Source organism: Citrobacter sp. Cs237 (genome assembly GCF_030332325.1).
GTDB classification, from domain to species: domain Bacteria; phylum Pseudomonadota; class Gammaproteobacteria; order Enterobacterales; family Enterobacteriaceae; genus Citrobacter_A; species Citrobacter_A sedlakii.
This window is the reverse complement of sequence record NZ_JAOWIB010000094.1, coordinates 127,721-153,804: the sequence shown is the minus strand read 5'-3', so window position 1 is coordinate 153,804 and position 26,084 is coordinate 127,721. Positions and strand designations below refer to the sequence as shown.

Below are 26,084 nucleotides of genomic sequence, written 5' to 3'. Positions count from 1 at the left end.
CACAATGGTTTACCGCCTGTCAGGAGTGTGAAACAATCATTCATATATAAGGTTTACGTTGAGGTAGTCCGGTGATTGATGACGATGGCTACCGCCCAAATGTAGGTATCGTAATTTGTAATCGTCAGGGGCAAGTCATGTGGGCCCGGCGATTTGGTCAGCACTCCTGGCAATTCCCGCAAGGCGGAATCAACCCTGGAGAATCAGCAGAACAGGCGATGTACCGGGAACTGTTTGAAGAAGTTGGGTTAAGCCGTAAAGATGTGCGGATCCTGGCTTCTACTCGCAACTGGTTGCGTTACAAGTTACCGAAACGTTTGGTGCGTTGGGACACAAAGCCGGTTTGTATCGGCCAGAAGCAAAAGTGGTTTCTTTTGCAGTTGATGAGCGCGGACGCGGAAATCAACATGCAAACCAGCAGTACACCTGAGTTCGATGGCTGGCGTTGGGTAAGCTACTGGTACCCGGTTCGGCAAGTGGTTTCATTCAAACGTGATGTTTACCGCAGGGTGATGAAAGAGTTCGCAAGTGTCGTGATGGCGCTTCAGGAAGCGACGCCGAAGCCGCAAAGCGCGCCTGCTTATCGACGTAAAAGAGGTTAAGCCACGCAAATTATGCTCACCCGCCTGCGCGAAATAGTCGAAAAGGTGGCCAGTGCTCCACGTCTGAATGAAGCGTTGAACATCCTGGTCACCGACATCTGTCTGGCGATGGATACTGAGGTCTGTTCGGTCTACCTGGCCGATCACGATCGACGTTGTTATTACCTCATGGCGACGCGGGGGCTAAAAAAACCGCGAGGTCGCACGGTTGCGCTCGCCTTCGATGAAGGGATCGTCGGCCTGGTAGGCAGGCTGGCGGAGCCGATCAACCTTGCCGATGCGCAAAAACACCCCAGTTTCAAGTACATTCCCTCAGTTAAAGAAGAGCGCTTTCGCGCGTTTCTTGGCGTGCCGATCATCCAGCGGCGACAACTGCTGGGCGTGCTGGTGGTTCAGCAGCGCGAGCTGCGCCAGTACGACGAAAGCGAAGAATCATTCCTCGTCACGCTCGCCACCCAGATGGCGGCCATTCTTTCACAGTCTCAGCTCACCGCGCTGTTCGGTCAGTACCGTCAGACGCGCATCCGCGCGCTGCCCGCCTCGCCAGGTATTGCCATTGCCGAAGGCTGGCAGGATGCAACGCTGCCGCTGATGGAGCAGGTGTATCAGGCTTCCACTCTGGATCCGGCGCTAGAGCGCGAGCGTCTGACCGGCGCGCTCGAAGAAGCGGCGAACGAATTTCGCCGTTACAGTAAACGCTATGCGGCTGGCGCGCAAAAAGAGACGGCGGCGATATTTGATCTCTATTCGCACCTGCTCTCTGATGCCCGGCTGCGGCGGGAGCTGTTCGCCGAAGTCGATAAAGGCGCGGTGGCGGAATGGGCGGTCAAAACGATCATTGAGAAGTTTGCCGAACAGTTTGCGGCGCTGAGTGACAATTATTTAAAAGAGCGTGCGGGCGATCTGCGCGCGCTCGGCCAGCGATTGTTGTTCCATCTTGATGACGCCATCCAGGGGCCAAACGCCTGGCCGGAGCGCTTTATTCTGGTTGCCGATGAGCTTTCCGCCGCGACGCTTGCGGAGCTGCCGCAGGACAGACTGGCTGGCGTTGTGGTTCGTGACGGCGCCGCCAACTCACATGCGGCGATTATGGTTCGCGCGCTGGGGATCCCGACCGTCATGGGGGCCGATATTCAGCCTTCGGTACTGCATCGGCGCACGCTGGTGGTGGACGGCTATCGTGGCGAACTACTGGTCGATCCTGAACCGGTATTGATCCAGGAATATCAGCGGCTTGTCAGCGAGGAGATCGCGCTCAGCCGTCTGGCGGAAGATGATGTCAACCAGCCTGCGCAGTTGAAAAGCGGCGAACGGGTTAAGGTGATGCTGAACGCCGGTCTGAGTCCGGAGCATGAAGAAAAACTCGGTAGCCGCATTGACGGTATTGGCCTGTACCGCACCGAAATACCCTTCATGCTGCAAAGCGGCTTTCCGTCTGAAGAGGAGCAGGTCGCGCAGTATCAGGGCATGCTGCAAATGTTTAACGACAAGCCGGTCACGCTGCGTACGCTGGACGTCGGGGCGGACAAACAGCTGCCGTATATGCCGATCAGCGAAGAGAACCCGTGTCTTGGCTGGCGGGGGATCCGCATTACGCTCGATCAGCCGGAGATCTTCCTGATCCAGGTGCGTGCGATGCTCCGCGCCAACGCGGCAACGGGCAACCTGAGCATTTTGCTGCCGATGGTCACCAGCATTGATGAAGTGGATGAAGCGCGGCGGTTGATCGATCGCGCCGGGCGCGAAGTGGAAGAGATGATTGGTTACGCGATCCCTAAACCGCGGATCGGCATCATGCTTGAAGTGCCGTCAATGGTGTTTATGCTGCCGCATCTTGCCAGTCGCATCGACTTTATCTCGGTTGGCACGAACGATCTGACCCAGTACATTCTGGCGGTAGATCGTAATAACACGCGCGTCGCCAATATTTATGACAGCCTGCATCCAGGCATGCTGCGCGCGCTGGCAATGATCGTGCAGGAAGCGGAGCGAAGCGGCATTGATCTGCGCCTGTGCGGTGAAATGGCTGGGGATCCCATGTGCGTACCGATCCTGATTGGTCTTGGGTTCCGCCATCTTTCGATGAACGGCCGTTCGGTAGCGCGAGTGAAATACCTGCTTCGCCATATCGATTTCGAAGACGCGAAGGTGCTCGCCCGGCGCAGTCTGGAGGCGCAGCTGGCGACGGAGGTCCGGCATCAGGTCGCAGCCTTTATGGAGCGGCGTGGGGTCGGCGGTTTGATCCGCGGCGGACTGTGATTACGCATCTGTTTCCAGTGCGTTTGTCCGTTGCCTGACAGAACTTTTACAACCCGACGCAACTGCCGCGCGCCCCTTATGCTATTATTCGCACCTTCGGAGCGCCTGTAACCTGCGGGCGTGCATCTCGCGCGCTGACTTATTTCAGCAAAATTACAAGAACTTGTGGTGACAGATGACCAGTAGCTATCTGCATTTTCCGGAATTCGATCCGGTCATTTTCTCAATTGGACCCGTCGCGCTTCACTGGTACGGCTTAATGTATCTGGTGGGGTTTATTTTTGCGATGTGGCTGGCGACGCGGCGTGCCAACCGCCCGGGCAGCGGCTGGACCAGGAATGAAGTCGAAAATTTACTCTATGCAGGCTTCCTCGGGGTATTCCTCGGCGGACGTATTGGCTACGTGCTGTTCTATAACTTCCCGTTGTTTCTGGAAAATCCCCTGTATCTGTTCCGCGTCTGGGACGGCGGCATGTCCTTCCACGGCGGCCTGATCGGCGTGATTCTGGTGATGATCATTTTTGCCAGACGCACAAAGCGTAACTTCTTCCAGGTTTCTGATTTTATCGCGCCGTTGATCCCGTTTGGCCTGGGCGCGGGCCGTCTGGGCAACTTTATCAACGGCGAACTGTGGGGGCGTGTGGACCCTGATTTCTCTTACGCCATGTTGTTCCCTGGCTCGCGTACCGAGGATATTCTGCTGCTGCAAACGCATCCGCAGTGGCAGTCTATTTTTGACACCTACGGCGTCCTGCCTCGCCACGCTTCCCAACTCTATGAAATGGTGCTGGAAGGGATAGTCCTGTTTATCATTCTTAACCTGTTTATTCGTAAACCGCGACCGATGGGCTCCGTATCCGGATTGTTTTTGATTGGTTACGGCGCGTTTCGTATCATCGTGGAATTCTTCCGCCAGCCGGATGCGCAGTTTACCGGCGAATGGGTACAGTACATCAGCATGGGGCAGATCCTCTCAATTCCGATGATTGTCGCTGGTGTGATCATGATGGTTTGGGCTTACCGCCGCAGCCCGCAGCAACACGTTTCCTGAGGAACCATGAAACAGTATTTAGAACTGATGCAAAAAGTGCTGGATGAAGGCACACAGAAAAACGACCGCACCGGAACCGGAACGCTTTCCATTTTTGGTCATCAGATGCGTTTTAACCTGCAGGAAGGATTCCCGCTGGTGACGACAAAGCGTTGTCATCTGCGCTCGATCATTCATGAACTGCTGTGGTTCCTGCAGGGTGACACCAACGTCGCTTATCTGCATGAAAATAATGTCTCCATCTGGGATGAATGGGCGGACGAAAATGGCGATCTCGGTCCGGTTTATGGCAAGCAGTGGCGTGCCTGGCCGACGCCTGACGGCCGTCATATCGACCAGATCACCACGGTGATGAATCAGCTGAAAAACGACCCCGATTCGCGCCGTATCATCGTTTCTGCCTGGAATGTCGGCGAACTGGATAAAATGGCGCTGGCGCCCTGCCATGCGTTCTTCCAGTTCTATGTGGCGGACGGCAAGCTCTCCTGCCAGCTTTATCAACGTTCTTGCGACGTGTTCCTCGGCCTGCCTTTCAACATCGCCAGCTACGCCCTGCTGGTGCATATGATGGCGCAACAGTGCGACCTGGAGGTGGGCGATTTCGTCTGGACCGGTGGCGACACCCACCTGTACAGCAACCATATGGAGCAAACGCACTTGCAGTTAAGCCGTGAACCGCGCGCGCTACCTAAACTGGTGATCAAGCGTAAGCCGGCATCGATCTTCGACTATCGCTTTGAAGACTTTGATATTGAGGGCTACGATCCGCATCCCGGCATCAAAGCGCCCGTGGCTATCTGACCCTTGCTATCCTGTCATGACCGACGCCACAGTGCGTCGGTTTTTTTTATCCTGATACCGTTCTTTCGGCGCGGATTCCAACGATTCTGCAATCTGCTGCAACGCCGTAAATATTCTTCGTAACGCGCCGAATAATCCGCGTTCTCCCCTCGTTTTTATTTTTCGCCTGGCCATACTGCCGCTATGAAAAAACAGCAGGGTTATACGCTCATCGAAATGCTGGTCGCGATGCTTATTATCGTCAGCCTGAGTGCAACGGGACTGTATGGCTGGCAACGCTGGCAGCAACAGCAGCGCTTATGGCAGACCACCTGCGAACTGCGGGATTATTTGCTTCAACTGCGTGAAGATGCCAACTGGCATAACCGCGACCATACCATTGCCGTCATCAGGGAGGAGGAAAGAGAGTGTCTTGTCAGTTCGCTTGCCCAACAAACGACCTGTCTGCCACGTTCCGCGTTGGTTTTTACGCCGCGTTGGCACGACATCGCCATCGCGGAGATCACGCCGTCGCTAGCCTTCTTTGGCCTGCGCAACACTGCCTGGGCCGGACATATCCGCCTGAAAAACCCGGCGGGCGAATGGCGTCTGGTTGTGTCGCCGTGGGGGCGCATTCGCTTGTGCGAGCGCGACAACACCGAGGCCTGCCGATGAACGAACGCGGATTTTCATTGCTCGAAGTTTTAATCGCGATGGCCATCGGTAGTGTACTGCTGTTGGGTGCCGCCCGCTTTTTGCCCGCGTTACAGCGCGACATTTTACAGCATACCCGAAGGCTTTCGCTGGAAGACGACGTGTGGCAGCGGGTGTATACCGTCGCGAAGCATCTTCAGCGAGCCGGGTATTGTTATGGTAGCTGCAAGGGAAAAGGGTTGTTTATTGCCCAACAGGGGCAATGCGTGATCGCGCAGTGGGATGCCAACGGTAACGGTATCTGGGAGCGCGAGCCGCTAAAAGACGCCGAACAGATTGGGTTTCGTCTTAGCGGTAGCGCACTGGAAACATTGCGGGGGGCAAGAAGCTGTACCGACAAAGGTTGGGATAAAATGACCGATCCAGACACCGTTCAGATCACCGGGTTTGTGGTTGAACGGCAAGACACTGCTGGTTTTGCGCCCGAACTGACCCTACGGTTGCGCGGCGAGAGCCGGGCCCGTCCGCGGATGGCGATTGACGTGTTGTATAGCGTGACGGGATTTAATCTGTGAACCGTGAGCGAGGCGTCTCTTCTCTTGCACTGGTACTGTTGCTGTTGGTGCTTGGGAGCCTGCTGTTGCAAGGGCTAAACCAGCAGCAAACGCATTTTTCCCGGCGCGTGGCGCTGGAAAGCCAGGCCTTACAGCGTCAGGCGCTGGTGCAGTCAGCCATAGAGTGGGGCAGAATGCAGCATTGGGGCACAGGCGCTGAAAAACAGTGTCGGTATTATGCGGCGGAAAGGGTTCCCGTCTGCCTGCGTCAGATCGATGGAAAACGCGCGCTGCTTATTGCAAGCTGGCAGGGGACATCATTATGGCGACAAGCGGAACAGCGCGAAGAAAGCGTCGTGTTTTCTCCGTCTGGCTGGAGCGATTTTTGCCCGCTGCGGGAGGTTGCGCTATGCCAGCTTCCCTGAGCCGCCAGCGTGGTTTTAGCCTGCCTGAGGTGCTATTAGCCATGCTGTTGATGGTCATGGTGGTCACCGCGCTTTCCGGGTATCAGCGTGCGCTAATGAACAGTTTTGTCGTGAACGGCCAGTATCTACAACAGTGGCGACTCGCCTGGCGACAAACGCAACTGCGGCCATTATCGCCACCTGATAACTGGCGGGTTAACCGGATGCAGACAACGCAGGCCGGATGTGTCAGCATCAGCGTTCAGCTGGTTTCACCGCTGGGCAGACAGGGCGCGATGACGCGTCTGCACTGCCCTAATCGTTAGTTGTCAGGAGTCTCTATGTTAAGGGTCTACCACTCAAACCGTCTGGATGTGCTGGAAGCGTTGATGGAGTTTATCGTCGAGCGCGAGCGGCTGGACGATCCGTTCGAGCCAGAAATGATTTTGGTGCAAAGCACCGGTATGGCGCAGTGGTTACAAATGACCCTTTCGCAGAAGTTTGGCATCGCCGCCAATATCGAGTTTCCCCTGCCGGCGAGTTTTATCTGGGACATGTTTGTTCGCGTGTTGCCGGAAATTCCTAAAGAGAGCGCATTTAGCAAACAGAGCATGAGCTGGAAACTTATGACGCTGTTGCCACAGCTTCTGGAGCAAGACGACTTCGCGTTGCTGCGCCACTATCTGACGGACGACAGTGACAAACGCAAACTGTTCCAGCTTTCTTCGCGCGCGGCGGATCTGTTCGACCAGTATCTGGTTTACCGTCCTGACTGGCTGACGCAGTGGGAAACAGGGCGCAGGATTGAGGGGTTGGGCGAGGCTCAACGTTGGCAGGCGCCGCTGTGGAAGGCGCTGGTGGAATACACCGCGGAGTTAGGACAACCGCGCTGGCACCGCGCTAACCTTTACCAGCGTTTCATTCAGACTCTTAACAGCGCCAGTTCCTGTCCGCCCGGACTGCCCTCTCGGGTGTTTATCTGCGGAATTTCCGCGCTACCGCCCGTCTATTTGCAGGCGCTGCAGGCCCTCGGTAAACATATCGACATTCATTTGCTTTTTACCAATCCCTGCCGTTATTACTGGGGTGATATTAAAGATCCGGCCTGGCTGGCAAAGCTGCTGGCGCGTCAACGGCGGCACAGCTTCGAAGAGCGCCATTTACCGTTGTTTCGTGATAATGCGAAAGCCGAAAGCTTATTTAACCGCGACGGAGAACAGGACGTCGGCAATCCAATGTTGGCGTCATGGGGGAAGCTGGGACGAGACTACATTTACCTGCTCTCCGAACTGGAAAACAGCCAGGAGCTGGATGCGTTCGTCGACGTCACGCCGGATAACCTGCTGCACGCTATTCAGGCCGATATCCTTGAGCTGGAGAACCGCGCGGTAGCGGGCGTGAATCTGGAAGAATATTCGCGCAGCGACAGTAAGCGTCGGCTTGACCCGAACGATACCAGCGTTACTTTTCACGTGTGTCATAGTCCGCAGCGAGAAGTGGAAGTGCTTCACGATCGCCTGCTGGCAATGCTTGAGGCCGATCCCTCGCTGACCCCGCGCGATATTATCGTAATGGTGGCGGATATCGACAGCTATAGCCCGTTTATTCAGGCGGTATTTGGCAGCGCGCCGCCTGAGCGTTATCTGCCCTATGCCATTTCGGATCGCCGCGCCCGCCAGTCTCACCCGGTTTTGCAGGCGTTTATCAGTCTGCTGTCACTGCCTGACAGCCGCTTTGTTTCTGAAGATGTGCTGGCGTTACTGGATGTGCCGGTGCTGGCGGCGCGTTTTAATATCAGTGAAGAAGGGCTGCGCTATCTGCGGTTGTGGGTTAACGAATCCGGCATCCGTTGGGGGATTGATGACGATAACGTACGGGAGCTGGCGCTTCCGGCGACGGGGCAGCACACCTGGCGATTTGGCCTGACGCGAATGCTGCTCGGCTACGCGATGGAAAGCGCGCAGGGCGAATGGCAGTCCGTCCTGCCGTATGACGAATCCAGCGGGCTGATTGCGGAACTGGTTGGGCATCTTGCGTCTCTGCTGATGCAGCTCAACATCTGGCGACGTGGACTGGCGCAGGAGCGGCCTCTGGAGGAGTGGTTACCCGTTTGCCGGGACATGCTCAACGATTTTTTCCAACCGGACAGTGAAACGGAAGCCGCCATGACGCTGATAGAGCAGCAGTGGCAGACGATTATTGCCGAAGGAATAGGCGCGGAATATGGCGATGCGGTACCGCTTTCGCTACTGCGTGATGAACTGGCGCAGCGACTGGATCAGGAGCGAATCAGTCAGCGATTCCTGGCCGGCCCGGTGAATATCTGTACCCTGATGCCGATGCGGTCCATCCCGTTCAAAGTGGTTTGTTTGCTGGGAATGAACGACGGCATTTACCCACGCCAGCTGCCCCCGCTTGGTTTCGACCTGATGAGCCAGAAGCCAATGCGTGGCGATCGCAGTCGTCGGGATGATGACCGCTACTTATTCCTGGAAGCATTAATTTCTGCCCAACAGACGTTGTATATCAGCTACATCGGGCGCTCCATTCAGGATAACAGTGAACGCTTTCCTTCGGTACTGGTGCAGGAACTGCTCGACTATATCGGGCAAAGCCATTATTTGCCGGGCGACGAGGCGCTGACCTGCGATGAAAGCGAGGCGCGGGTGAAAGCACATATTGCCTGTCTGCATACGCGAATGCCGTTTGACGCGCAGAACTTCCAGCCTGGCGAGTTGCAGAGCTACGCCAGCGAGTGGTTGCCAGCGGCCAGCCGTAGCGGAAAGGCCCATAGCGATTTTGTCCAGCCGCTGGAATTTGCGATGCCGGATACGTTGAATCTCGACACGCTTCAGCGTTTCTGGGCGCATCCGGTACGGGCGTTTTTCCAGATGCGATTGCGGGTTAATTTTCGCGCTGAGGAGAGTGATATTCCGGACACGGAGCCTTTTACTCTGGAAGGTTTAAGCCGTTATCAGCTCAACCAGCAGTTGCTGAACGCGCTGGTCGAGCAGGGCGATGCGGAAAGCCTGTTCCGTCGTTTCCGCGCGGCGGGCGATCTGCCTTACGGGGCGTTTGGCGAAATTCTCTGGGAAGCTCAGCATCAGGAAATGCAGACGCTGGCCGACAAAATTATTGCCTGTCGCCAGCCGAGTCAGAGTCTGGAAATCGATCTCGACTGTCACGGCGTCCAGTTGACCGGCTGGCTGCCGCAGGTGCAGGAGGACGGCCTGTTACGCTGGCGGCCTTCCCTAATCAGCGTTTCGCAGGGCGTGCAACTTTGGCTCGAACACCTTGTCTATTGTGCCTGCGGGGGAAAAGGCGAAAGTCGGCTGTTTTTGCGAAAAGACGGCGAATGGCGCTTCCCGCCGTTGGAAAAAGAGCAGGCATTAGGCTACCTTGCGCAACTGATTGAAGGCTATCGCGAAGGGATGTCCGCGCCGCTTCTGGTTCTGCCGGAAAGCGGCGGCGCGTGGATAAAAGCCTGTTACGACGCGGCAAATGATGCCATGTTAGAGGACGACGACACGCGCCAGAAGGCCCGCACGAAGTTTTTGCAGGCTTACGAAGGGAATATGGTCGTGCGTGGCGAAGGCGATGATATCTGGTATCAGCGCCTGTGGCGGCAGCTGGAGCCAGACACGCTTGAGATGATACTCGCGCAGTCGCAACGTTACCTGCTTCCGCTTTTCAGATTTAATTAGTCGTCATGATTGTATAAAAATTGCGCAATTTAAAGGCTTCCTTTAAGATGCGTTGCCCTGCCCGGAGTCGCAAACGGCGTGTCTTTGCGCAGAAAGAAAGTTAATGATGAGGTTTTTGAATGCCCCGCAGCACCTGGTTCAAAGCGTTACTGTTGTTCGTCGCCTTTTGGGCGCCCTTAAGTCAGGCAGACACCGGTTGGCAACCCATAGCGGAAACTATCCGGAAAAGCGACAAAGATACCCGTCAGTATCAGGCCGTGCGTCTGGATAATGACATGGTGGTTTTGCTGGTATCCGATCCGCAGGCGGTAAAATCCCTCTCTGCGCTGGTGGTACCCGTTGGTTCGCTTGAAGATCCGGAGGCGCATCAGGGGCTGGCGCACTATCTTGAGCATATGTGTCTGATGGGATCGAAAAAATACCCTCAGGCCGACAGCCTTGCTGAATATCTCAAACTGCACGGCGGCAGCCATAACGCCAGCACCGCGCCGTATCGCACCGCTTTTTATCTGGAAGTCGAAAACGACGCTCTGGCCGGAGCCGTTGATCGATTGTCAGACGCCGTCGCACAACCGCTTCTGGATAAAAAATATGCGGATCGTGAACGCAACGCGGTGAACGCAGAGTTGACGATGGCGCGTACCCGTGACGGGATGCGAATGGCGCAGGTCAGCGCAGAAACCATCAACCCTGCGCACCCGGGCTCACGCTTTTCCGGTGGAAACCTGGAAACCCTGAGCGATAAACCCGGAAACCCGGTGCAACAGGCGCTGGTCGACTTCCATAAAAAATATTACTCCGCCAACCTCATGAAAGCGGTGATATACAGCAATAAGCCGCTGCCGGAGCTGGCGAAGATGGCTGCTGAAACCTATGGTCGGGTGCCGAATAAAAACATCGAAAAACCGGCTATCACCGTCCCGGTGGTCACCGACGCGCAAAAAGGGATTATCATCCACTACGTTCCCGCGCTGCCGCGAAAAGTGCTGCGCGTCGAGTTTCGCATCGACAATAACAGCGCGCAGTTTCGCAGCAAAACGGACGAACTGATCGCATATTTGATCGGTAATCGTACGCCAGGCACGCTTTCTGACTGGCTACAAAAGCAGGGACTGGTGGAAGGTATTCGCGCGGACTCCGATCCGGTAGTGAATGGCAACAGCGGCGTGCTGGCAATTTCGGCTACGTTGACCGACAAAGGGCTGGCCCAACGCGAAGAGGTTGTCGCCGCTATTTTCAGTTACCTCAACCAGCTGCGTGAAAAGGGAATTGATAAGCGCTACTTTGACGAACTGGCGCATGTACTTGACCTCGACTTCCGTTATCCGTCAATTACCCGCGATATGGACTACGTCGAGTGGCTGGCGGATACCATGATCCGCGTACCGGTGGCGCATACTCTCGACGCCGTAAACATTGCCGATCGTTACGACGCCAAAGCGATAAATGCGCGTCTTGGCATGATGACGCCGCAAAATGCGCGTATCTGGTACATCAGCCCGAAAGAGCCGCACAATAAAACCGCTTACTTTGTCGATGCGCCGTATCAGGTTGATAAAATCAGCGAGCAGACGTTTGCCGCATGGCAGAAAAAAGCGCAGGGCATTACCCTGTCGCTGCCGGAGCTTAACCCCTATATTCCTGACGATTTCACCCTGACTAAACCGCAAAAGTCATACACCCGCCCGGCGCTGATTGTCGATGAGCCGGCGCTGCGAGTGGTTTACGCGCCAAGCCAGCACTTTGCCAGCGAACCCAGGGCGGACGTCAGCGTCATTTTGCGCAACCCTAAAGCGATGGACAGCGCCAGAAATCAGGTGATGTTTGCCCTGAATGATTATCTGGCGGGGATCGCGCTCGATCAGTTAAGCAACCAGGCCTCCGTCGGCGGGATCGGCTTTTCCACGAACGCGAATAATGGTCTGATGCTGAATGCCGACGGTTATACGCAGCGCTTGCCGCAGCTTTTCAAGGCGCTGCTTGAAGGGTATTTCACCTATAGCGCGACGGAAGAACAGCTGGAACAGGCGAAATCCTGGTACAGCCAGATGATGGATTCCGCTGAGAAAGGTAAAGCTTACGAGCAAGCCATCATGCCGGTGCAGATGATCTCGCAGGTGCCTTATTTCACCCGCGATGAGCGTCGCGCGCTGCTGCCGTCAATCACGCTGAAAGAGGTGATGGAGTATCGTGAGGCGTTAAAAACCGGCGCGCGTCCTGAGTTCCTGGCCATCGGCAACATGAGCGAGGCGCAGGTGACGTCAATGGCGCGCGATATCCAGAAACAGCTGGGCGCGAACGGCTCAGAGTGGTGTCGTAATAAAGATGTGGTGGTCGATAAAAAGCAGTCCGTGATTTTTGAAAAAGCGGGCAGCAGTACAGACTCCGCACTGGCGGCGGTTTTTGTGCCCACGGGCTACGACGAGTATGCCAGCTCGGCCTACAGTGCGATGCTGGGTCAGATTGTGCAGCCGTGGTTTTACCATCAGCTTCGTACTGAAGAACAACTGGGTTACGCGGTATTCGCTTTCCCGATGAGCGTAGGGCGTCAATGGGGGATGGGCTTCCTCCTGCAAAGCAGCGACAAACAACCTAAGTATTTGTGGGAGCGTTATAAAGCGTTTTTCCCAACGGCGGAAGCAAAACTACGGGCAATGAAGCCGGAAGAGTTTGTGCAGATCCAGCAGGCGATCATTGCGCAAATGGTGCAGGCCCCGCAGACGCTGGGTGAAGAAGCATCGAAAATCAGCAAAGATTTCGATCGCGGCAATATGCGTTTCGATTCGCGTGATAAAATCGTCGCCCAGATAAAACTGCTGACGCCACAGAAGCTCGCGGATTTCTTCCATCAGGCGGTGGTCGCGCCGCAAGGCATGGCGATACTGTCGCAAATTTCCGGTGGTCAGAGCGGGAAGGCGGGTTACGCCCGCCCGGAAGGCTGGAAAGTGTGGGATAACGTCAGCGCGTTGCAGCAAACTTTGCCCCTGATGAGTGATAAGAATGAATGATGTTGCCGAGTCCCTTGATCCCCTGCGCTTGCCCCTTACGGGCGAGCGCCTGATTGAAGCCTCGGCGGGGACCGGCAAAACCTTTACCATCGCAGCGCTTTATTTGCGCCTGTTGCTTGGACTCGGCGGTACAGCCGCCTTTCCTCGTCCGCTCACCGTGGAAGAACTCCTGGTGGTGACCTTCACCGAGGCCGCCACCGAAGAACTCCGCGGCCGTATTCGCAGCAATATTCATGAGCTGCGTATCGCCTGCCTGCGCAAGTCCACCGATAACCCGCTTTATGCCAGCCTGCTGGATGAGATCGCCGATACCGAACAGGCGGCCCAGTGGCTGCTACTGGCTGAGCGGCAGATGGACGAGGCGGCGGTGTTTACTATCCATGGTTTTTGTCAGCGCATGCTGAGCCTGAATGCCTTTGAGTCCGGCATGCTGTTTGAACAGCAATTGATTGAGGACGAATCCCTGCTGCGCTATCAGGCGTGCGCGGATTTCTGGCGTCGCCACTGCTACCCCTTACCGCGTGAAATCGCTCAGGTGGTATTTGAGACCTGGAAAGGTCCCAAGTCGCTGCTCGCCGATATCAATCGCTATTTGCAGGGGGAAGCGCCGGTCATTAAAGCGCCGCCGCCCGATGACGAAACGCTGGCCTCCCGTCATGACGCCATCGTCGGACGGATCAACGCGCTCAAGCAAAAGTGGTGTGAATCAGTCGATCAACTGGAGGGGCTGCTGGAATCCTCTGGCATTGACCGGCGCAAATTTAATCGTGGTAATCAGGGAAAATGGATCGAAAAGATCAGCGCCTGGGCGCAGGAAGAGACCCTGAGTTACCAGCTTCCGGACGCGCTGGAAAAATTTTCGCAGCGTTTTTTGCAGGAACGGACCAAAGCGGGCGGCGTCGTGCCGGAACATCCGCTGTTTGTCGCCATTGATGAACTGCTGGCGGAGCCTCTGACCATCCGGGATTTGGTGATCACGCGCGCGCTGGCGGAAATTCGTGAAACGGTTGCCCGCGAAAAGCGCCGCCGCGGCGAACTCGGGTTTGACGACATGCTCAGCAGGCTGGACGCCGCGCTGCGCAGTGAGAGCGGCGATGCGCTGGCGGCCGCCATTCGTACCCGTTTTCCGGTCGCGATGATCGACGAATTCCAGGACACCGATCCCCAGCAATACCGAATTTTCCGCCGTATCTGGCAGCGGCAGCCGGAGACGGCGCTGTTACTGATCGGCGACCCGAAGCAGGCGATATATGCATTTCGCGGCGCGGACATTTTCACGTATATGAAAGCGCGTAGCGAAGTGAACGCGCACTATACGCTCGATACCAACTGGCGTTCCGCGCCAGGAATGGTCAACAGTGTTAACCGACTGTTCGGCCAGATGGACGATGCCTTTATGTTTCGTGAGATTCCGTTCCAGCCAGTTAAGTCTGCCGAAAAAAACCAGTCGCTGCGCTTTGAGTTTCGTGGCGAAGCACAGCCCGCGATGACAATGTGGCTGATGGACGGGGAAGGCTGCGGCGTGGGGGATTACCAGAGCTACATGGCGCAGGTCTGCGCTGCGCAAATCCGCGACTGGCTGGAAGCCGGGCAGCGTGGCGACGCTCTGCTCATCCGTGGTGAGCGCGCGCAAGCGGTGAGCGCGTCCGATATCAGCGTACTGGTCAGAAGCCGCCAGGAAGCCGCGCTGGTGCGCGATGCCCTGACCCTGCTTGCCATTCCTTCTGTCTATCTATCTAACCGCGACAGCGTGTTCGACACGCTGGAAGCCCAGGAAATGCTCTGGGTGCTGCAGGCGGTCATGAACCCTGAGCGGGAAAATACCTTACGTAGCGCGTTAGCTACTTCGATGATGGGACTGAACGCCCGTGATATCGAAACGCTTAATCAAAGCGAAAGCGCCTGGGATCGGGTGGTGGAAGAGTTTGTCGGCTATCGTCAGATCTGGCAGAAGCGCGGCGTCATGCCGATGCTGCGTGCGCTGATGTCGGCGCGTCATATCGCGGAAAACCTGCTGGCAACGGCGGGGGGCGAACGTCGCCTGACCGATATTCTGCACATCAGCGAGCTATTGCAGGAGGCGGCGTCGCAGCTGGAGAGCGAACATGCGCTGGTACGCTGGCTTTCTCAACATATTCTTGAGCCGGACAACAATGCCGCCAGCCAGCAGATGCGTCTGGAAAGCGATAAGCATCTGGTGCAAATCGTCACCATTCATAAATCGAAAGGGCTGGAATACCCGCTGGTGTGGCTGCCGTTTATCACCCACTTTCGCGTTCAGGATCAGGCGTTTTACCATGACCGTCAGTCCTTTGAAGCGGTACTGGATCTCAGCCATGCGGAAGAGAGCATTGCGCTGGCCGAAGCCGAGCGGCTGGCGGAAGATCTGCGGTTGCTATACGTGGCGCTGACCCGTTCCGTCTGGCACTGTAGCCTGGGCGTTGCGCCTCTGGTGCGCCGCCGGGGCGACAAAAAGGGCGATACCGATGTGCATCTGAGCGCGCTTGGCCGTCTGCTGCAAAAAGGCGAGCCGAAAGACGCCGCCGGGCTTCGCGCCGCGATTGAAGCGCTGTGCGATGAGCATATTCATTGCCGGACCCCGGACGTGATCCGTCCTGAGTCACTGCCAGCCTTCGCGGAAAGCGAGGCGGCGCTGAGCGTTCGTCATGTACTGCGTACCCCCGGCGATAGCTGGCGTGTGACCAGTTATTCCGGCCTGCAGCAGCGCGGACACGGCATCGCTCAGGATCTTATGCCGCGACTGGATATCGATGCCGCAGGCGTCGGCGAGGTGGTGGACGCCCCTGAACTGACGCCGCACCAGTTTCCGCGCGGCGCGTCGCCGGGCACGTTCCTGCACAGCCTGTTTGAAGATCTCGACTTTACCCAGCCGGTTGATCCCGTCTGGGTACGGGAAAAGCTTGAATTGGGCGGCTATGAGGCGCACTGGGAACCGACGCTTACCCAGTGGATCGCGGCGATTTTACGCACGCCCCTCAATGAAACGGGCGTCAGCCTGAACCAGCTTTCGGCGCGTGAAAAACAGGTCGAGATGGAGTTTTATCTGCCGATCGGCAAGCCGCTGGTCGCTGCGGAACTTGATGCGCTTATTCGTCAATATGATCCGCTCTCGGCGGGCTGTCCGCCGCTGGATTTCACGCAGGTTCGTGGGATGCTGAAAGGCTTTATCGACCTGGTGTTTCGTCATCAAGGCCGCTATTACCTGCTGGACTATAAGTCAAACTGGCTGGGCGACAATAGCCAGGCCTACACGCCGGAAGCGATGGCGGCGGCAATGCAGGCACACCGCTACGATTTACAGTATCAGCTTTATACCCTGGCGCTGCATCGCTACCTGCGACATCGCATTGCGGATTATGACTATACGCGCCACGTTGGCGGCGTGATTTATCTGTTTTTACGCGGAGTGGACAGCGAACAGCCGCAGCAGGGGATTTTCACTACCCGCCCTGACAGCGAGCTGATTACCCGTATGGATGAGATGTTTGCGGGTGTGACAGAGGAGGAGACGCGATGACGTTACAGGAGCGACTGCTCGACGCTGTGGAACAAAAACAGCTTCGCCCGCTGGACGCGCAGTTTGCGCTGGCGGTAACTGGCGAGAATGAGCCTGCCGTGACGCTGGCGGCGGCGTTGTTGAGTCGGGACGCCGGAGAGGGACATGTCTGTTTACCGCTTGCGCGCCTGACGCAGAAGGATGATCTGCCACCGGTGCTGGCCGCCTGCCTGAGTGAGATCGGCGAGCCAGCAGACTGGCGTGAATGTCTGCTGGCCTCCAGCGCGGTCAGCCGCGGCGAGCGTCCCTCGCCGATGATTCTCTACGGCGATCGTTTGTATCTGAATCGCATGTGGTGTAACGAACGGACGGTAGCGCGGTTCTTTAGCGAAGTAAATCAGCCCATTGCGGTAGATGAAGCCCTGCTGTCGCAAACGCTGGAAGCGCTATTTCCGGACGCTGATGACATTAACTGGCAAAAAGTGGCGGCGGCGGTCGCGCTGACCCGACGGATTTCGGTGATTTCCGGCGGGCCGGGGACGGGAAAAACCACAACCGTGGCGCGACTGCTGGCGGCGTTAATTCAACTGGCGGACGGCGAGCGGTGCCGCATCCGGTTGGCGGCGCCGACGGGCAAAGCGGCAGCGCGGCTGACCGAATCATTAGGCAAGGCCCTGCGCCAGCTTCCGCTGACAGACGAACAGAAAAAACGCATTCCTGAAGAGGCCAGCACGCTGCACCGGCTGTTGGGCGCCCAACCGGGCAGTCAGCGCTTGCGCCATCACGCGGGTAACCCGTTGCATCTGGACGTGCTGGTGGTTGATGAAGCGTCCATGATTGACCTGCCGATGATGTCGCGCCTGATTGACGCGTTGCCGCCGCATGGGCGGGTGATTTTCCTCGGCGATCGCGACCAGCTGGCGTCGGTAGAAGCAGGGGCGGTGCTCGGTGATATCTGCGCGTATGTGAACGCGGGTTATACGCCGGAGCGGGCGCAACAGTTGACCCGCCTGACCGGTATGCCCGTCCCGGCAGGTACCGGTACTGAAGCCGCTTCCCTGCGGGACAGCCTGTGTCTGTTGCAAAAAAGCTATCGCTTTGGCAGCCATTCCGGCATTGGCCAACTGGCGGCGGCGATCAACCGGGGCGATAAGGCGGCGATAAACACCGTCTTTCAGCAGGATTTTGCAGATATTGAGAAACGGATATTGCAGAGCGGGGAAGACTACAGCGCTATGCTTGATGACGCGCTGCGCGGCTACGGACGCTATCTGCAACTGCTTTCACAGCGTGCGGAACCAGACGTAATCATTGAGGCTTTCAATGAATTCCAGTTGCTCTGCGCGCTCCGTGAAGGGCCGTTTGGCGTCAGCGGACTGAATGAACGTCTTGAGCAGGCTATGCAGCAGAAACGGAAAATTCGCCGTCTGCCGCATTCCCGTTGGTATGAAGGGCGGCCAGTTATGATTGCCCGCAACGACAGCGCGCTGGGGCTGTTTAACGGCGATATTGGCATTGCGCTTGAGCGCGGGGACGGCTTACGGGTTTGGTTCGCGATGCCGGACGGCAGCATCAAAGACATACAGCCCAGCCGCCTGCCGGAGCATGAAACAACGTGGGCAATGACGGTGCATAAATCGCAGGGATCGGAGTTCGACCATGCGGCGCTGGTGTTGCCCACCCAGCGCTCGCCGGTAGTGACCCGCGAACTGGTGTACACTGCTGTAACCCGCGCGCGCCAGCGGCTGTCGCTGTATGCCGATGAGCGCATTCTGAGCAGCGCGGTGGCCACCCGCACTGAACGCCGAAGCGGTTTGTCCGCGTTGTTCAATGGAGAAGGCTAACTGTCTGGCCGGAGAAGCGGTTGCGCGTTCCGGCCCCCGCTTATCCTAAATCCGCCATCAGCACTTTTGAACGCCGCTGGTAGTTGTACATCTCTTTTTTGCTTTCCGGCAACAAATCAATGTCCACCGGCGTAAAGCCGCGCTCCTGGAACCAGTGAATGCTGCGGGTGGTGAGTACGAACAGCTTGCTCAGGCCAATTTGCTTTGCCTGGGCGGCAATGCGTTCCAGCAGAACTTCTCCCCGCGAGGAGCTACGGTAGTCCGGATGCACCGCCACGCAGGCCATCTCGCCGATTTTTTCTTCCGGGAAGGGGTACAGGGCGGCGCAGGCGATGGTCATGTTATCGCGCTGAATAATGGTGAATTTGTCGATCTCCATCTCCAGTTGTTCGCGTGAGCGGCGCACCAGGATCCCCTGCTGCTCCAGTGGGCGAATCAGTTCCAGAATGCCGCCGATATCGTTTATGGTCGCGCGACGAATTTGTTCGGCGCTTTCCATTACGATCTGGGTCCCGATGCCGTCACGGGAGAACAGCTCCTGCAACAGCGCGCCATCTTCCTGATAGCTAATCAGATGACAGCGGCGCACGCCGCTGCGACAGGCTTTCACCGCCCCACGCAGAAAACGCACGGTGCCGGAGTTGTAATCGCCTTTTTCTTCCTGCGCCTCAACCCTGGCCTGCGCTTCGTTGGGGAACAGTTCAGAGACGATATCGCCGTCCTCATTGGTCACGCCCTGAGACGAACAGAAGCCAATCATCTTTTCTGCTTTCAGCTTGATCGCCAGTTGGGTGGCGATTTCTTCCGACGTCAGGTTGAAACTTTCGCCAGTCACCGAGACCGCGACCGGGCCCATCAGTACGATCGCGCCGCTGTCTAACTGCCGGTGGATCGCCTCTTCGTCAATACGGCGAATGCGTCCGCTGTGGCAATAGTCGACCCCATCGTCGACGCCCAGCGGCTGCGCGATAATGAAATTCCCGCTGACCACGTTAATGTGCGCGCCCTGAAGCGGCGTATTGTTCAGGCTCATTGATAAGCGCGCAGTGATATCCAGCTGCAAGGTGCCCGCTGCCTGTTTAACCAGTTCCAGTGTTTTGGCGTCGGTGACACGCGTATTTTTGTGATACATCGGCTCATGATGATGCACGGCCAGGTTGGCGTCGATTTGCGGACGCGCGCCATACACCACCACCAGGCGAATGCCAAGGCTATGGAGAAGGCCAATGTCATTGACAATACTGGAAAAGTTTTCATGCTCAATGGCTTCGCCACCAAGCATAATCACAAACGTTTTTCCCCGATGGGTATTGATATAGGGAACAGAATGGCGGAATCCCTGTACCAGTTCGGTTCTACGTTCCTTCACCACGGCCTACCCTCACTGCATGATTATTCGTAATTATTGTATTTTTATTCTGTTTCTTCGCCATGCGCAAGCGCAAATTTTAATCCGGGCAAAGTTTTTTCTCAGTAATACCGTGAATACCAAAAGAATGTTTACCCTTTTATTGATGACAGATTATGCGTCATTCGCTAAAGTTTCCGGTCAATTTGGACGTTTACTCACTCAACACCGTTAAGATTTACTTTGCTCGGGAGAAGCATGTCGGGATCACATCCACCCATCAGCCGCCGTCGATTACTACAAGGGGCGGGCGCCATGTGGCTATTGAGCGTCAGTCAGGTCGGCCTGGCTGCCACCAGTCAGGTCGTTGCGGTTCGTATTTGGCCAGCGTCGAGTTACACCCGTGTGACGGTGGAGTCGAACCGACAGTTGAAGTACAAACAGTTTGCCCTGAGCAATCCTGAGCGCGTGGTGGTGGATATAGAAGGGGTAAATCTGAACTCGGTGCTGAAAGGCATGGGGGCGCAAATTCGTCCTGATGATCCTTATATTAAGTCGGCGCGGGTAGGACAATTCGACCCGCAGACCGTCCGAATGGTGTTCGAACTAAAGCAAAACGTGAAGCCGCAGCTGTTCGCGCTGGCGCCGGTTGCCGGGTTTAAAGAGCGTCTGGTCATGGATCTTTATCCTGTCAATGCGCAGGATATGCAGGATCCATTGTTGGCGCTACTGGAAGATTACAATAAGGGCGATCTGGATAAACAGGTACCGCCTGCGCAGAGCGGGCCGCAGCCGGGGAAAGCCGGGCGCGATCGCCCGATTGTGATCATGCTTGATCCGGGACACGGCGGAGAAGACTCCGGGGCGGTCGGCAAATACAAAACGCGTGAAAAAGACGTGGTGTTGCAAATCGCCCGGCGCTTACGCGCGCTGATCGAAAGAGAAGGCAATATGAAGGTCTACATGACGCGGAACGAAGATATCTTCATTCCGCTGAAGGTGCGTGTGGCGAAGGCCCAGAAACAGCGCGCAGACCTGTTTGTGTCGATTCACGCGGACGCCTTTACCAGCCGCCAGCCCAGCGGGTCATCGGTATTCGCGCTTTCCACCAAAGGGGCGACCAGTACGGCAGCGAAATATCTGGCGCAAACGCAGAACGCCTCGGACTTAATTGGCGGCGTGAGCAAAAGCGGTGACCGCTACGTCGACCATACGATGTTCGATATGGTGCAGTCGCTGACCATCGCTGACAGCCTGAAATTTGGTAAAGCGGTGTTGAACAAGCTCGGCAAGATTAACAATCTGCATAAAAATCAGGTCGAACAAGCCGGGTTTGCGGTGCTGAAAGCGCCGGATATTCCGTCGATTCTCGTCGAAACGGCGTTTATCAGTAATATTGAAGAAGAACGCAAGCTTAAAACCGCAAAGTTCCAGCAGGAAGTGGCCGAGTCGATTCTTGCCGGGATCAAAGCCTATTTTGCCGACGGGGCAACATTGGCGAGAAGAGGATAAACAGAGAGGCCGGAGAAGGCGCAGGTGTCGCCGCCCGGCCGCGTTTGGTCACCAGAATAACCTTTCACGGACCGCAGAAACAAAAAAACACCCGTTAAGGTGTTTAGTATTGGTTGCGGGGGCCGGATTTGAACCGACGACCTTCGGGTTATGAGCCCGACGAGCTACCAGGCTGCTCCACCCCGCGTCCGTCTTCTGCTGTGCAGAAAGCACTTCTGTCAAATTTGATTGGTTGCGGGGGCCGGATTTGAACCGACGACCTTCGGGTTATGAGCCCGACGAGCTACCAGGCTGCTCCACCCCGCGTCCGTCTTCTGCTATGCAGAAAGCACTGCTATCAAATTTTAATTGGTTGCGGGGGCCGGATTTGAACCGACGACCTTCGGGTTATGAGCCCGACGAGCTACCAGGCTGCTCCACCCCGCGTCCGTGGATGCGCACTATACTCTGCTAACATTTTCATGCAACCCTTTTTTCACCTGGATCACGGTTTAAGGGCGGAATTGAACAAAAACAAGGCATTTCAGTTTAAATTTTGCGCGGAATTTGCGTCAGGCTAACCCTGCTCGTTTCATTAGCTGGCGGGGTTTGTTATCTTCTTTGCGTATGAATGACAGCGAAAAGATGAGAACAATGAAAGGACGTTGGGTAAGTTACCTTTTTTTGGGGGCGGTGGTTGCTATGCTTGCTGCCTGTTCCTCTAAACCGACCGATCGCGGACAGCAGTATAAAGACGGGAAGTTTACCCAGCCTTTCTCACTGGTGAACCAGCCTGACGCCGTTGGCGCCCCCATCAACGCCGGTGATTTTGCCGAGCAGGTGAGCCAGATCCGCAGTGCCTCTCCGCGCCTGTACGGCAGTCAGAGCAGCGTCTATAACGCCGTTCAGGACTGGCTACGCTCCGGCGGCGATACCCGTACCATGCGCCAGTTTGGAATCGACGCCTGGCAGATGGAAGGAGCCGATAACTACGGCAACGTCCAGTTTACCGGTTATTACACGCCAGTTGTTCAGGCGCGCCACACGCGTCAGGGCGAATTCCAGTATCCCATTTACCGTATGCCGCCAAAACGCGGACGCTTGCCGTCTCGCGCAGAGATTTACGCTGGCGCGCTGAGCGACAATTACATTCTTGCCTACAGCAATTCTTTGATGGATAACTTCATTATGGATGTGCAGGGCAGTGGCTATATCGATTTTGGCGACGGCTCCCCGCTTAATTTCTTCAGCTATGCAGGGAAAAACGGGCATGCTTATCGCAGTATCGGTAAGGTCCTGATCGATCGCGGCGAAGTGAAGCGGGAAGACATGTCGATGCAGGCGATCCGTCACTGGGGGGAAACACACAGCGAAGCGGAAGTCCGCGAACTGCTGGAACAAAACCCGTCGTTTGTTTTCTTTAAGCCGCAGTCTTTCGCGCCAGTGAAAGGCGCAAGCGCGGTGCCGCTGATTGGCCGGGCTTCCGTTGCCTCTGACCGCAGCATTATCCCGCCGGGGACAACATTGCTCGCTGAAGTCCCGCTGCTCGACAACAACGGCAAATTCAACGGTCAGTATGAGCTGCGTCTGATGGTGGCGCTGGATGTCGGAGGTGCGATAAAAGGCCAGCACTTCGACATTTATCAGGGAATTGGTCCGGACGCCGGACATCGCGCAGGTTGGTATAACCACTATGGTCGCGTCTGGGTGCTGAAAAGCGCGCCTGGCGCTGGTAACGTGTTTAGCGGCTGAATATGGTATTCTGAGCGCTGTTTCTATGGATCAGACAGGGTGAGGGATAACCTCGCCCTTTTTAATTCTGAGGTGGTATGTCAGTAGTAATAAGTGATGCCTGGCGTCAGCGCTTCGGCGGCACGGCGCGTTTGTACGGTGAAAAAGCGCTGCAACTGTTTGCCGATGCGCATATTTGCGTGGTCGGGATTGGCGGTGTTGGTTCGTGGGCGGCAGAGGCGCTGGCGCGTACGGGCATCGGCGCCATTACCCTTATTGATATGGATGACGTCTGCGTCACCAATACGAATCGGCAGATTCATGCCCTGCGCGATAACGTTGGTCTGGCGAAAGCAGACGTCATGGCAGAACGTATTCGCCAGATCAATCCGGAATGCCGGGTCACCGTGGTCGATGACTTTGTCACGCCGGATAATGTCGCGGAATATCTGCGCGCAGGCTTCAGCTATGTCATTGACGCCATTGACAGCGTGCGACCGAAAGCGGCGCTGATCGCGTACTGTCGTCGCAACAAAATTCCGCTGGTCACCACCGGCGGCGCGGGCGGACAGATCGATCCCACTCAGATCCAGGTGACGGATCTGGCGAAAACGATTCAGGACCCGCTGGCGGCAAAGCTGCGCGAGCGGCTGAAAAGCGACTTTGGGGTGGTGAAAAACAGCAAAGGTAAGCTGGGCGTTGACTGCGTATTCTCCACTGAGGCGCTGGTTTATCCTCAGTCAGACGGCAGCGTCTGCGCGATGAAAGCGACCGCGGAAGGACCTAAACGGATGGACTGCGCATCGGGATTCGGCGCGGCGACGATGGTGACCGCCACGTTTGGCTTTGTCGCGGTCTCTCATGCGTTGAAGAAAATGATGGCGAAGGCGGCGCGTCAGGCTTAGTGGGATCCGAAATGGCACCGGCAATCAGGGAGATGAAGCTGCGCTTATTTTGCCTACGGTTCGTTAAGATCCGGCGTCCTGGGCCGCGACCATAATCGCCTCGTTCAGCGCGTTCAGCCCCTGAGTGCGCGACGCGCTCAGTTGCGCGCGCAACCCCAGTTCATCGAAGAACGCAAGCGGTGACTGCGCCAGCAGCTGCGCCGCGGTTTTCCCTTCGACAGCTGTCAGCAACACCGCCAGCAGTCCACGTACAATCCGCCCCTCGCTATCGCCGTAAAAGTGCAGCGCGCCATTTTCTCCACGGGTGTAACCCAGCCAGACGCGATTTTCGCAGCCCGCGATCTCCTTCGCCTGGGCTTTGAGATCGTCGGGCAGCGTCGGCAGCTGTTTTCCCAGTAATATCAACTGGCGGTATTTATCTTCCCACTGGTTGAGCGGCAGGAAGGTCTTGCGCAGCGTCTCTTCATTCACGGTTGTGCCGAACGGGTGTCCGGCAAACATTGGGCTTGTCATTCATCCACCAATAGCTCAAGCGCCCGATCAACGGCGTTGACCAGCGCATCCACATCACTCTTTGTATTATACGGCGCAAATGAGGCGCGCAGGGTGCCCGTTACGCCCATTTCCGCCAGCAGCGGCTGGGCGCAGTGCTGTCCGGCGCGCAGGGCGATACCGTATTCCGCCAACAGCGTGACCATATCGCTATGGTGAACGCCTGCAAAATCAAAGGCCAGCAGGCTGGCGTCCTGACAGCGGAAGGAGCGAAAACCGGGACGCTTCGCCAGCGCGTCTTCCGCCAGCGTCGCCAGCCCGCGGCTCCAGTTTTCCGCCTGGGCATTATCGGTATCGGCTAACCATTCCAGCGCCGCGCTCATCCCGATGACGCCTGCGACGTTAGGCGTTCCAGCTTCCAGCTTCCACGGCGCGGCCTGAGTAGTGAAGCCGTCAAAGCTGACGGTGTCGATCATCTTACCGCCGCCAAGCCACGGCGACATGGCCGCCAGCAGTTCTGGTTTGCCGTAGAGCACGCCAATTCCCGTCGGACCGTACAGCTTATGCGCGGAAAACGCGTAGAAGTCGATGTCGAGCCGTTGTACATCGGCGGGAAAATGGACCACGCCCTGCGCGCCATCCACCATGACCACCATGCCTGCACGATGGGCAAGGGTAATGGCGCGGGCTAAGTCCGGACAGCCGCCGGTAACGTTCGACATTTGTCCCAGCGCGAGGATGCGGCTACGCGGCGTTATTCTCTCCGCCAGGCGCTCAACGTCCGGTAAAAATTGCGCATCGAGCGGCAATTTAACCACTTTCGCGCCGGTTTGCTCCGCCACCATCAGCCAGGGAACGAGATTGGCGTGATGTTCGGCGGCGCTGACGATGATTTCATCGCCAGGCTGAAGGCGGGGGCGAGCGTAGCTTTGCGCCACCATGTTAATGGCCTCGGTGGTGCCGCGAGTCCAGACGATGGTTTTGTCATTCGGCGCGTTCAGCAGCCGTGCGACCTGCTCCCGGGCGGCTTCGTAGCGCGCGGTAAGGCGTTGAGCTTCGGCAAACTGGCTGCGATGCACATTTCCGGCGCTCAGGCTGTAGAATTGCTGCGTCGCGTCAATAACGGCCTGTGGCTTCAGCGCCGTGGCGGCGCTGTCGAGATAAACCCCGGCGTCGACCAGTGCGGGAAACTGCGCGCGAAACTGCGCGGGATTGAAAGCGTTCATGGTATTCCTCAGTTCAGTCAGCCGATCGTGGCGCAATTTTGCCGCCGTGACAAGGCTTGCCTGTCACCAGGAATCTTCTGGATAACCTGGCGAAATCAGACCAGTGTCTTATGCTGAATAGTGTTAGGCAAATGTTTCTGCCTGTTACGGAGTACGTTTTTAATAGCATAAACAGCTTTAAGGAGAAGAAGATGAAAAAGACTGCCGCAATTATTTCTGCATGTATGCTGACTTTTGCCCTGAGCGCCTGTTCCGGTCCGAACTATGTAATGCACACCAACGATGGTCGCAGCATCGTGTCTGACGGTAAACCGCAGACCGATAACGATACCGGGATGATTTCTTACAAAGACGCTAACGGCAACAAACAGCAGATCAACCGTACTGACGTGAAAGAGATGGTCGCGCTGGAAGACTAATCCGTAGCGGACAGGTAAAAAAAAGCACCGCAATTTGGCGGTGCTACATTAATCACTATGGACAGACAGGGTAAATGTACAGGAAGTGAAAAAGG

At 56.6% G+C, this 26,084-nt stretch carries 19 protein-coding genes and 3 tRNA genes; 16 read left to right on the top strand and 6 right to left on the bottom strand.

The genetic code is table 11. The features are described from left to right. Positions 1-71 precede the first annotated feature (71 nt). The 12 genes from rppH to recD all read left to right on the top strand — a co-directional run bounded on the left by rppH (position 72) and on the right by recD (position 18,377). Positions 72-602 carry an RNA pyrophosphohydrolase gene (rppH, locus tag OGY07_RS07605; RefSeq protein ID WP_042288915.1) on the top strand — a complete coding sequence of 177 codons (531 nt, stop codon included), beginning with the start codon at positions 72-74 and terminating at the stop codon, positions 600-602. A gap of 12 nt (positions 603-614) precedes the next feature. After that, on the top strand, positions 615-2,861 hold the full coding sequence (gene ptsP / locus OGY07_RS07600; protein ID WP_286599720.1) for a phosphoenolpyruvate--protein phosphotransferase: 2,247 nt from the start codon (positions 615-617) through the stop codon (positions 2,859-2,861). A 175-nt stretch (positions 2,862-3,036) separates the two neighbouring features. Next, positions 3,037-3,912, top strand: a complete 876-nt coding sequence (gene lgt, locus OGY07_RS07595; RefSeq protein ID WP_042288910.1) for a prolipoprotein diacylglyceryl transferase — start codon at positions 3,037-3,039, stop codon at positions 3,910-3,912. Between the two features lie 6 nt (positions 3,913-3,918). Next, a complete protein-coding gene (thyA, locus tag OGY07_RS07590; RefSeq protein ID WP_042288907.1) occupies positions 3,919-4,713 on the top strand; it encodes a thymidylate synthase in 795 nt (264 codons plus the stop codon). Positions 4,714-4,896: 183 nt separating this feature from the next. Then, complete coding sequence (locus OGY07_RS07585) at positions 4,897-5,367, top strand: prepilin peptidase-dependent protein (protein WP_286599718.1); 471 nt, start codon at positions 4,897-4,899, stop codon at positions 5,365-5,367. Beyond that, a complete protein-coding gene (locus tag OGY07_RS07580; protein ID WP_042289061.1) occupies positions 5,358-5,921 on the top strand; it encodes a prepilin peptidase-dependent protein in 564 nt (187 codons plus the stop codon). The genes OGY07_RS07585 and OGY07_RS07580 overlap by 10 nt, the downstream gene beginning before the upstream one ends. Further along, entirely contained in the window at positions 5,918-6,325 is a 408-nt protein-coding gene (locus tag OGY07_RS07575; RefSeq protein ID WP_060569435.1) for a DUF2509 family protein, read from the top strand. Before OGY07_RS07580 ends, OGY07_RS07575 begins: the two co-directional genes overlap by 4 nt. Beyond that, a complete protein-coding gene (locus OGY07_RS07570) occupies positions 6,310-6,630 on the top strand; it encodes a prepilin-type N-terminal cleavage/methylation domain-containing protein (RefSeq protein WP_286599715.1) in 321 nt (106 codons plus the stop codon). Before OGY07_RS07575 ends, OGY07_RS07570 begins: the two co-directional genes overlap by 16 nt. Before the next feature lie 15 nt (positions 6,631-6,645). Beyond that, the gene (gene recC, locus OGY07_RS07565) at positions 6,646-10,008 is read left to right on the top strand and encodes an exodeoxyribonuclease V subunit gamma (protein ID WP_286599714.1); all 3,363 of its coding nucleotides are present in this window, start codon (positions 6,646-6,648) and stop codon (positions 10,006-10,008) included. A gap of 119 nt (positions 10,009-10,127) precedes the next feature. Continuing rightward, complete coding sequence (gene ptrA, locus OGY07_RS07560; protein WP_286599712.1) at positions 10,128-13,016, top strand: pitrilysin; 2,889 nt, start codon at positions 10,128-10,130, stop codon at positions 13,014-13,016. Next, positions 13,009-16,554 carry an exodeoxyribonuclease V subunit beta gene (gene recB, locus OGY07_RS07555; RefSeq protein WP_286599710.1) on the top strand — a complete coding sequence of 1,182 codons (3,546 nt, stop codon included), beginning with the start codon at positions 13,009-13,011 and terminating at the stop codon, positions 16,552-16,554. The genes ptrA and recB overlap by 8 nt, the downstream gene beginning before the upstream one ends. Then, positions 16,551-18,377, top strand: coding sequence for an exodeoxyribonuclease V subunit alpha (recD, locus tag OGY07_RS07550; protein WP_200035441.1), 1,827 nt, complete (start codon positions 16,551-16,553; stop codon positions 18,375-18,377). The genes recB and recD overlap by 4 nt, the downstream gene beginning before the upstream one ends. Positions 18,378-18,417: 40 nt before the next feature. Here the strand turns inward: recD and argA are convergent, their stop codons facing one another. Further along, entirely contained in the window at positions 18,418-19,749 is a 1,332-nt protein-coding gene (gene argA / locus OGY07_RS07545) for an amino-acid N-acetyltransferase (RefSeq protein WP_042288887.1), read from the bottom strand. A 234-nt stretch (positions 19,750-19,983) separates the two neighbouring features. Here argA and amiC point away from each other — a divergent pair, with 234 nt between their 5' ends. Continuing rightward, positions 19,984-21,237 carry an N-acetylmuramoyl-L-alanine amidase AmiC gene (gene amiC / locus OGY07_RS07540; protein ID WP_042288884.1) on the top strand — a complete coding sequence of 418 codons (1,254 nt, stop codon included), beginning with the start codon at positions 19,984-19,986 and terminating at the stop codon, positions 21,235-21,237. Between the two features lie 110 nt (positions 21,238-21,347). Here amiC and OGY07_RS07535 read toward each other — a convergent pair. The 3 genes from OGY07_RS07535 to OGY07_RS07525 all read right to left on the bottom strand — a co-directional run bounded on the left by OGY07_RS07535 (position 21,348) and on the right by OGY07_RS07525 (position 21,663). Beyond that, a tRNA-Met gene (locus tag OGY07_RS07535) sits at positions 21,348-21,424 on the bottom strand. Between the two features lie 42 nt (positions 21,425-21,466). Then, positions 21,467-21,543: transfer RNA gene (locus OGY07_RS07530), tRNA-Met, on the bottom strand. A gap of 43 nt (positions 21,544-21,586) precedes the next feature. After that, a tRNA-Met gene (locus OGY07_RS07525) sits at positions 21,587-21,663 on the bottom strand. A 207-nt stretch (positions 21,664-21,870) separates the two neighbouring features. Here OGY07_RS07525 and mltA point away from each other — a divergent pair. Together mltA and tcdA are read left to right on the top strand one after the other, a co-directional pair. Beyond that, positions 21,871-22,968: a murein transglycosylase A gene (mltA, locus tag OGY07_RS07520; RefSeq protein WP_181822599.1), complete on the top strand. Its 1,098-nt coding sequence runs from the start codon at positions 21,871-21,873 to the stop codon at positions 22,966-22,968. Between the two features lie 77 nt (positions 22,969-23,045). Beyond that, positions 23,046-23,852: a tRNA cyclic N6-threonylcarbamoyladenosine(37) synthase TcdA gene (tcdA, locus tag OGY07_RS07515; protein WP_060569367.1), complete on the top strand. Its 807-nt coding sequence runs from the start codon at positions 23,046-23,048 to the stop codon at positions 23,850-23,852. A gap of 63 nt (positions 23,853-23,915) precedes the next feature. Here the strand turns inward: tcdA and csdE are convergent, their stop codons facing one another. Then, entirely contained in the window at positions 23,916-24,365 is a 450-nt protein-coding gene (gene csdE / locus OGY07_RS07510) for a cysteine desulfurase sulfur acceptor subunit CsdE (protein WP_286599707.1), read from the bottom strand. Continuing rightward, positions 24,362-25,570, bottom strand: coding sequence for a cysteine desulfurase CsdA (gene csdA, locus OGY07_RS07505; protein WP_286599704.1), 1,209 nt, complete (start codon positions 25,568-25,570; stop codon positions 24,362-24,364). Before csdA ends, csdE begins: the two co-directional genes overlap by 4 nt. Before the next feature lie 191 nt (positions 25,571-25,761). Here csdA and OGY07_RS07500 point away from each other — a divergent pair, with 191 nt between their 5' ends. Next, on the top strand, positions 25,762-25,989 hold the full coding sequence (locus OGY07_RS07500) for a YgdI/YgdR family lipoprotein (RefSeq protein ID WP_012906999.1): 228 nt from the start codon (positions 25,762-25,764) through the stop codon (positions 25,987-25,989). Positions 25,990-26,084: the final 95 nt, after the last annotated feature.

Excerpts from the sequence above, each read along its gene's own strand:
- ptsP (WP_286599720.1), top strand. The coding sequence starts at position 615 with ATGCTCACCCGCCTGCGCGAAATAGTCGAAAAGGTGGCCAGTGCTCCA.
- lgt (WP_042288910.1), top strand. The coding sequence starts at position 3,037 with ATGACCAGTAGCTATCTGCATTTTCCGGAATTCGATCCGGTCATTTTC.
- thyA (WP_042288907.1), top strand. The coding sequence starts at position 3,919 with ATGAAACAGTATTTAGAACTGATGCAAAAAGTGCTGGATGAAGGCACA.
- OGY07_RS07585 (WP_286599718.1), top strand. The coding sequence starts at position 4,897 with ATGAAAAAACAGCAGGGTTATACGCTCATCGAAATGCTGGTCGCGATG.
- OGY07_RS07570 (WP_286599715.1), top strand. The coding sequence starts at position 6,310 with ATGCCAGCTTCCCTGAGCCGCCAGCGTGGTTTTAGCCTGCCTGAGGTG.
- recC (WP_286599714.1), top strand. The coding sequence starts at position 6,646 with ATGTTAAGGGTCTACCACTCAAACCGTCTGGATGTGCTGGAAGCGTTG.
- ptrA (WP_286599712.1), top strand. The coding sequence starts at position 10,128 with ATGCCCCGCAGCACCTGGTTCAAAGCGTTACTGTTGTTCGTCGCCTTT.
- recB (WP_286599710.1), top strand. The coding sequence starts at position 13,009 with ATGAATGATGTTGCCGAGTCCCTTGATCCCCTGCGCTTGCCCCTTACG.
- recD (WP_200035441.1), top strand. The coding sequence starts at position 16,551 with ATGACGTTACAGGAGCGACTGCTCGACGCTGTGGAACAAAAACAGCTT.
- amiC (WP_042288884.1), top strand. The coding sequence starts at position 19,984 with ATGTCGGGATCACATCCACCCATCAGCCGCCGTCGATTACTACAAGGG.
- mltA (WP_181822599.1), top strand. The coding sequence starts at position 21,871 with ATGAAAGGACGTTGGGTAAGTTACCTTTTTTTGGGGGCGGTGGTTGCT.
- tcdA (WP_060569367.1), top strand. The coding sequence starts at position 23,046 with ATGTCAGTAGTAATAAGTGATGCCTGGCGTCAGCGCTTCGGCGGCACG.
- csdE (WP_286599707.1), bottom strand. The coding sequence starts at position 24,365 with ATGACAAGCCCAATGTTTGCCGGACACCCGTTCGGCACAACCGTGAAT.
- csdA (WP_286599704.1), bottom strand. The coding sequence starts at position 25,570 with ATGAACGCTTTCAATCCCGCGCAGTTTCGCGCGCAGTTTCCCGCACTG.
- OGY07_RS07500 (WP_012906999.1), top strand. The coding sequence starts at position 25,762 with ATGAAAAAGACTGCCGCAATTATTTCTGCATGTATGCTGACTTTTGCC.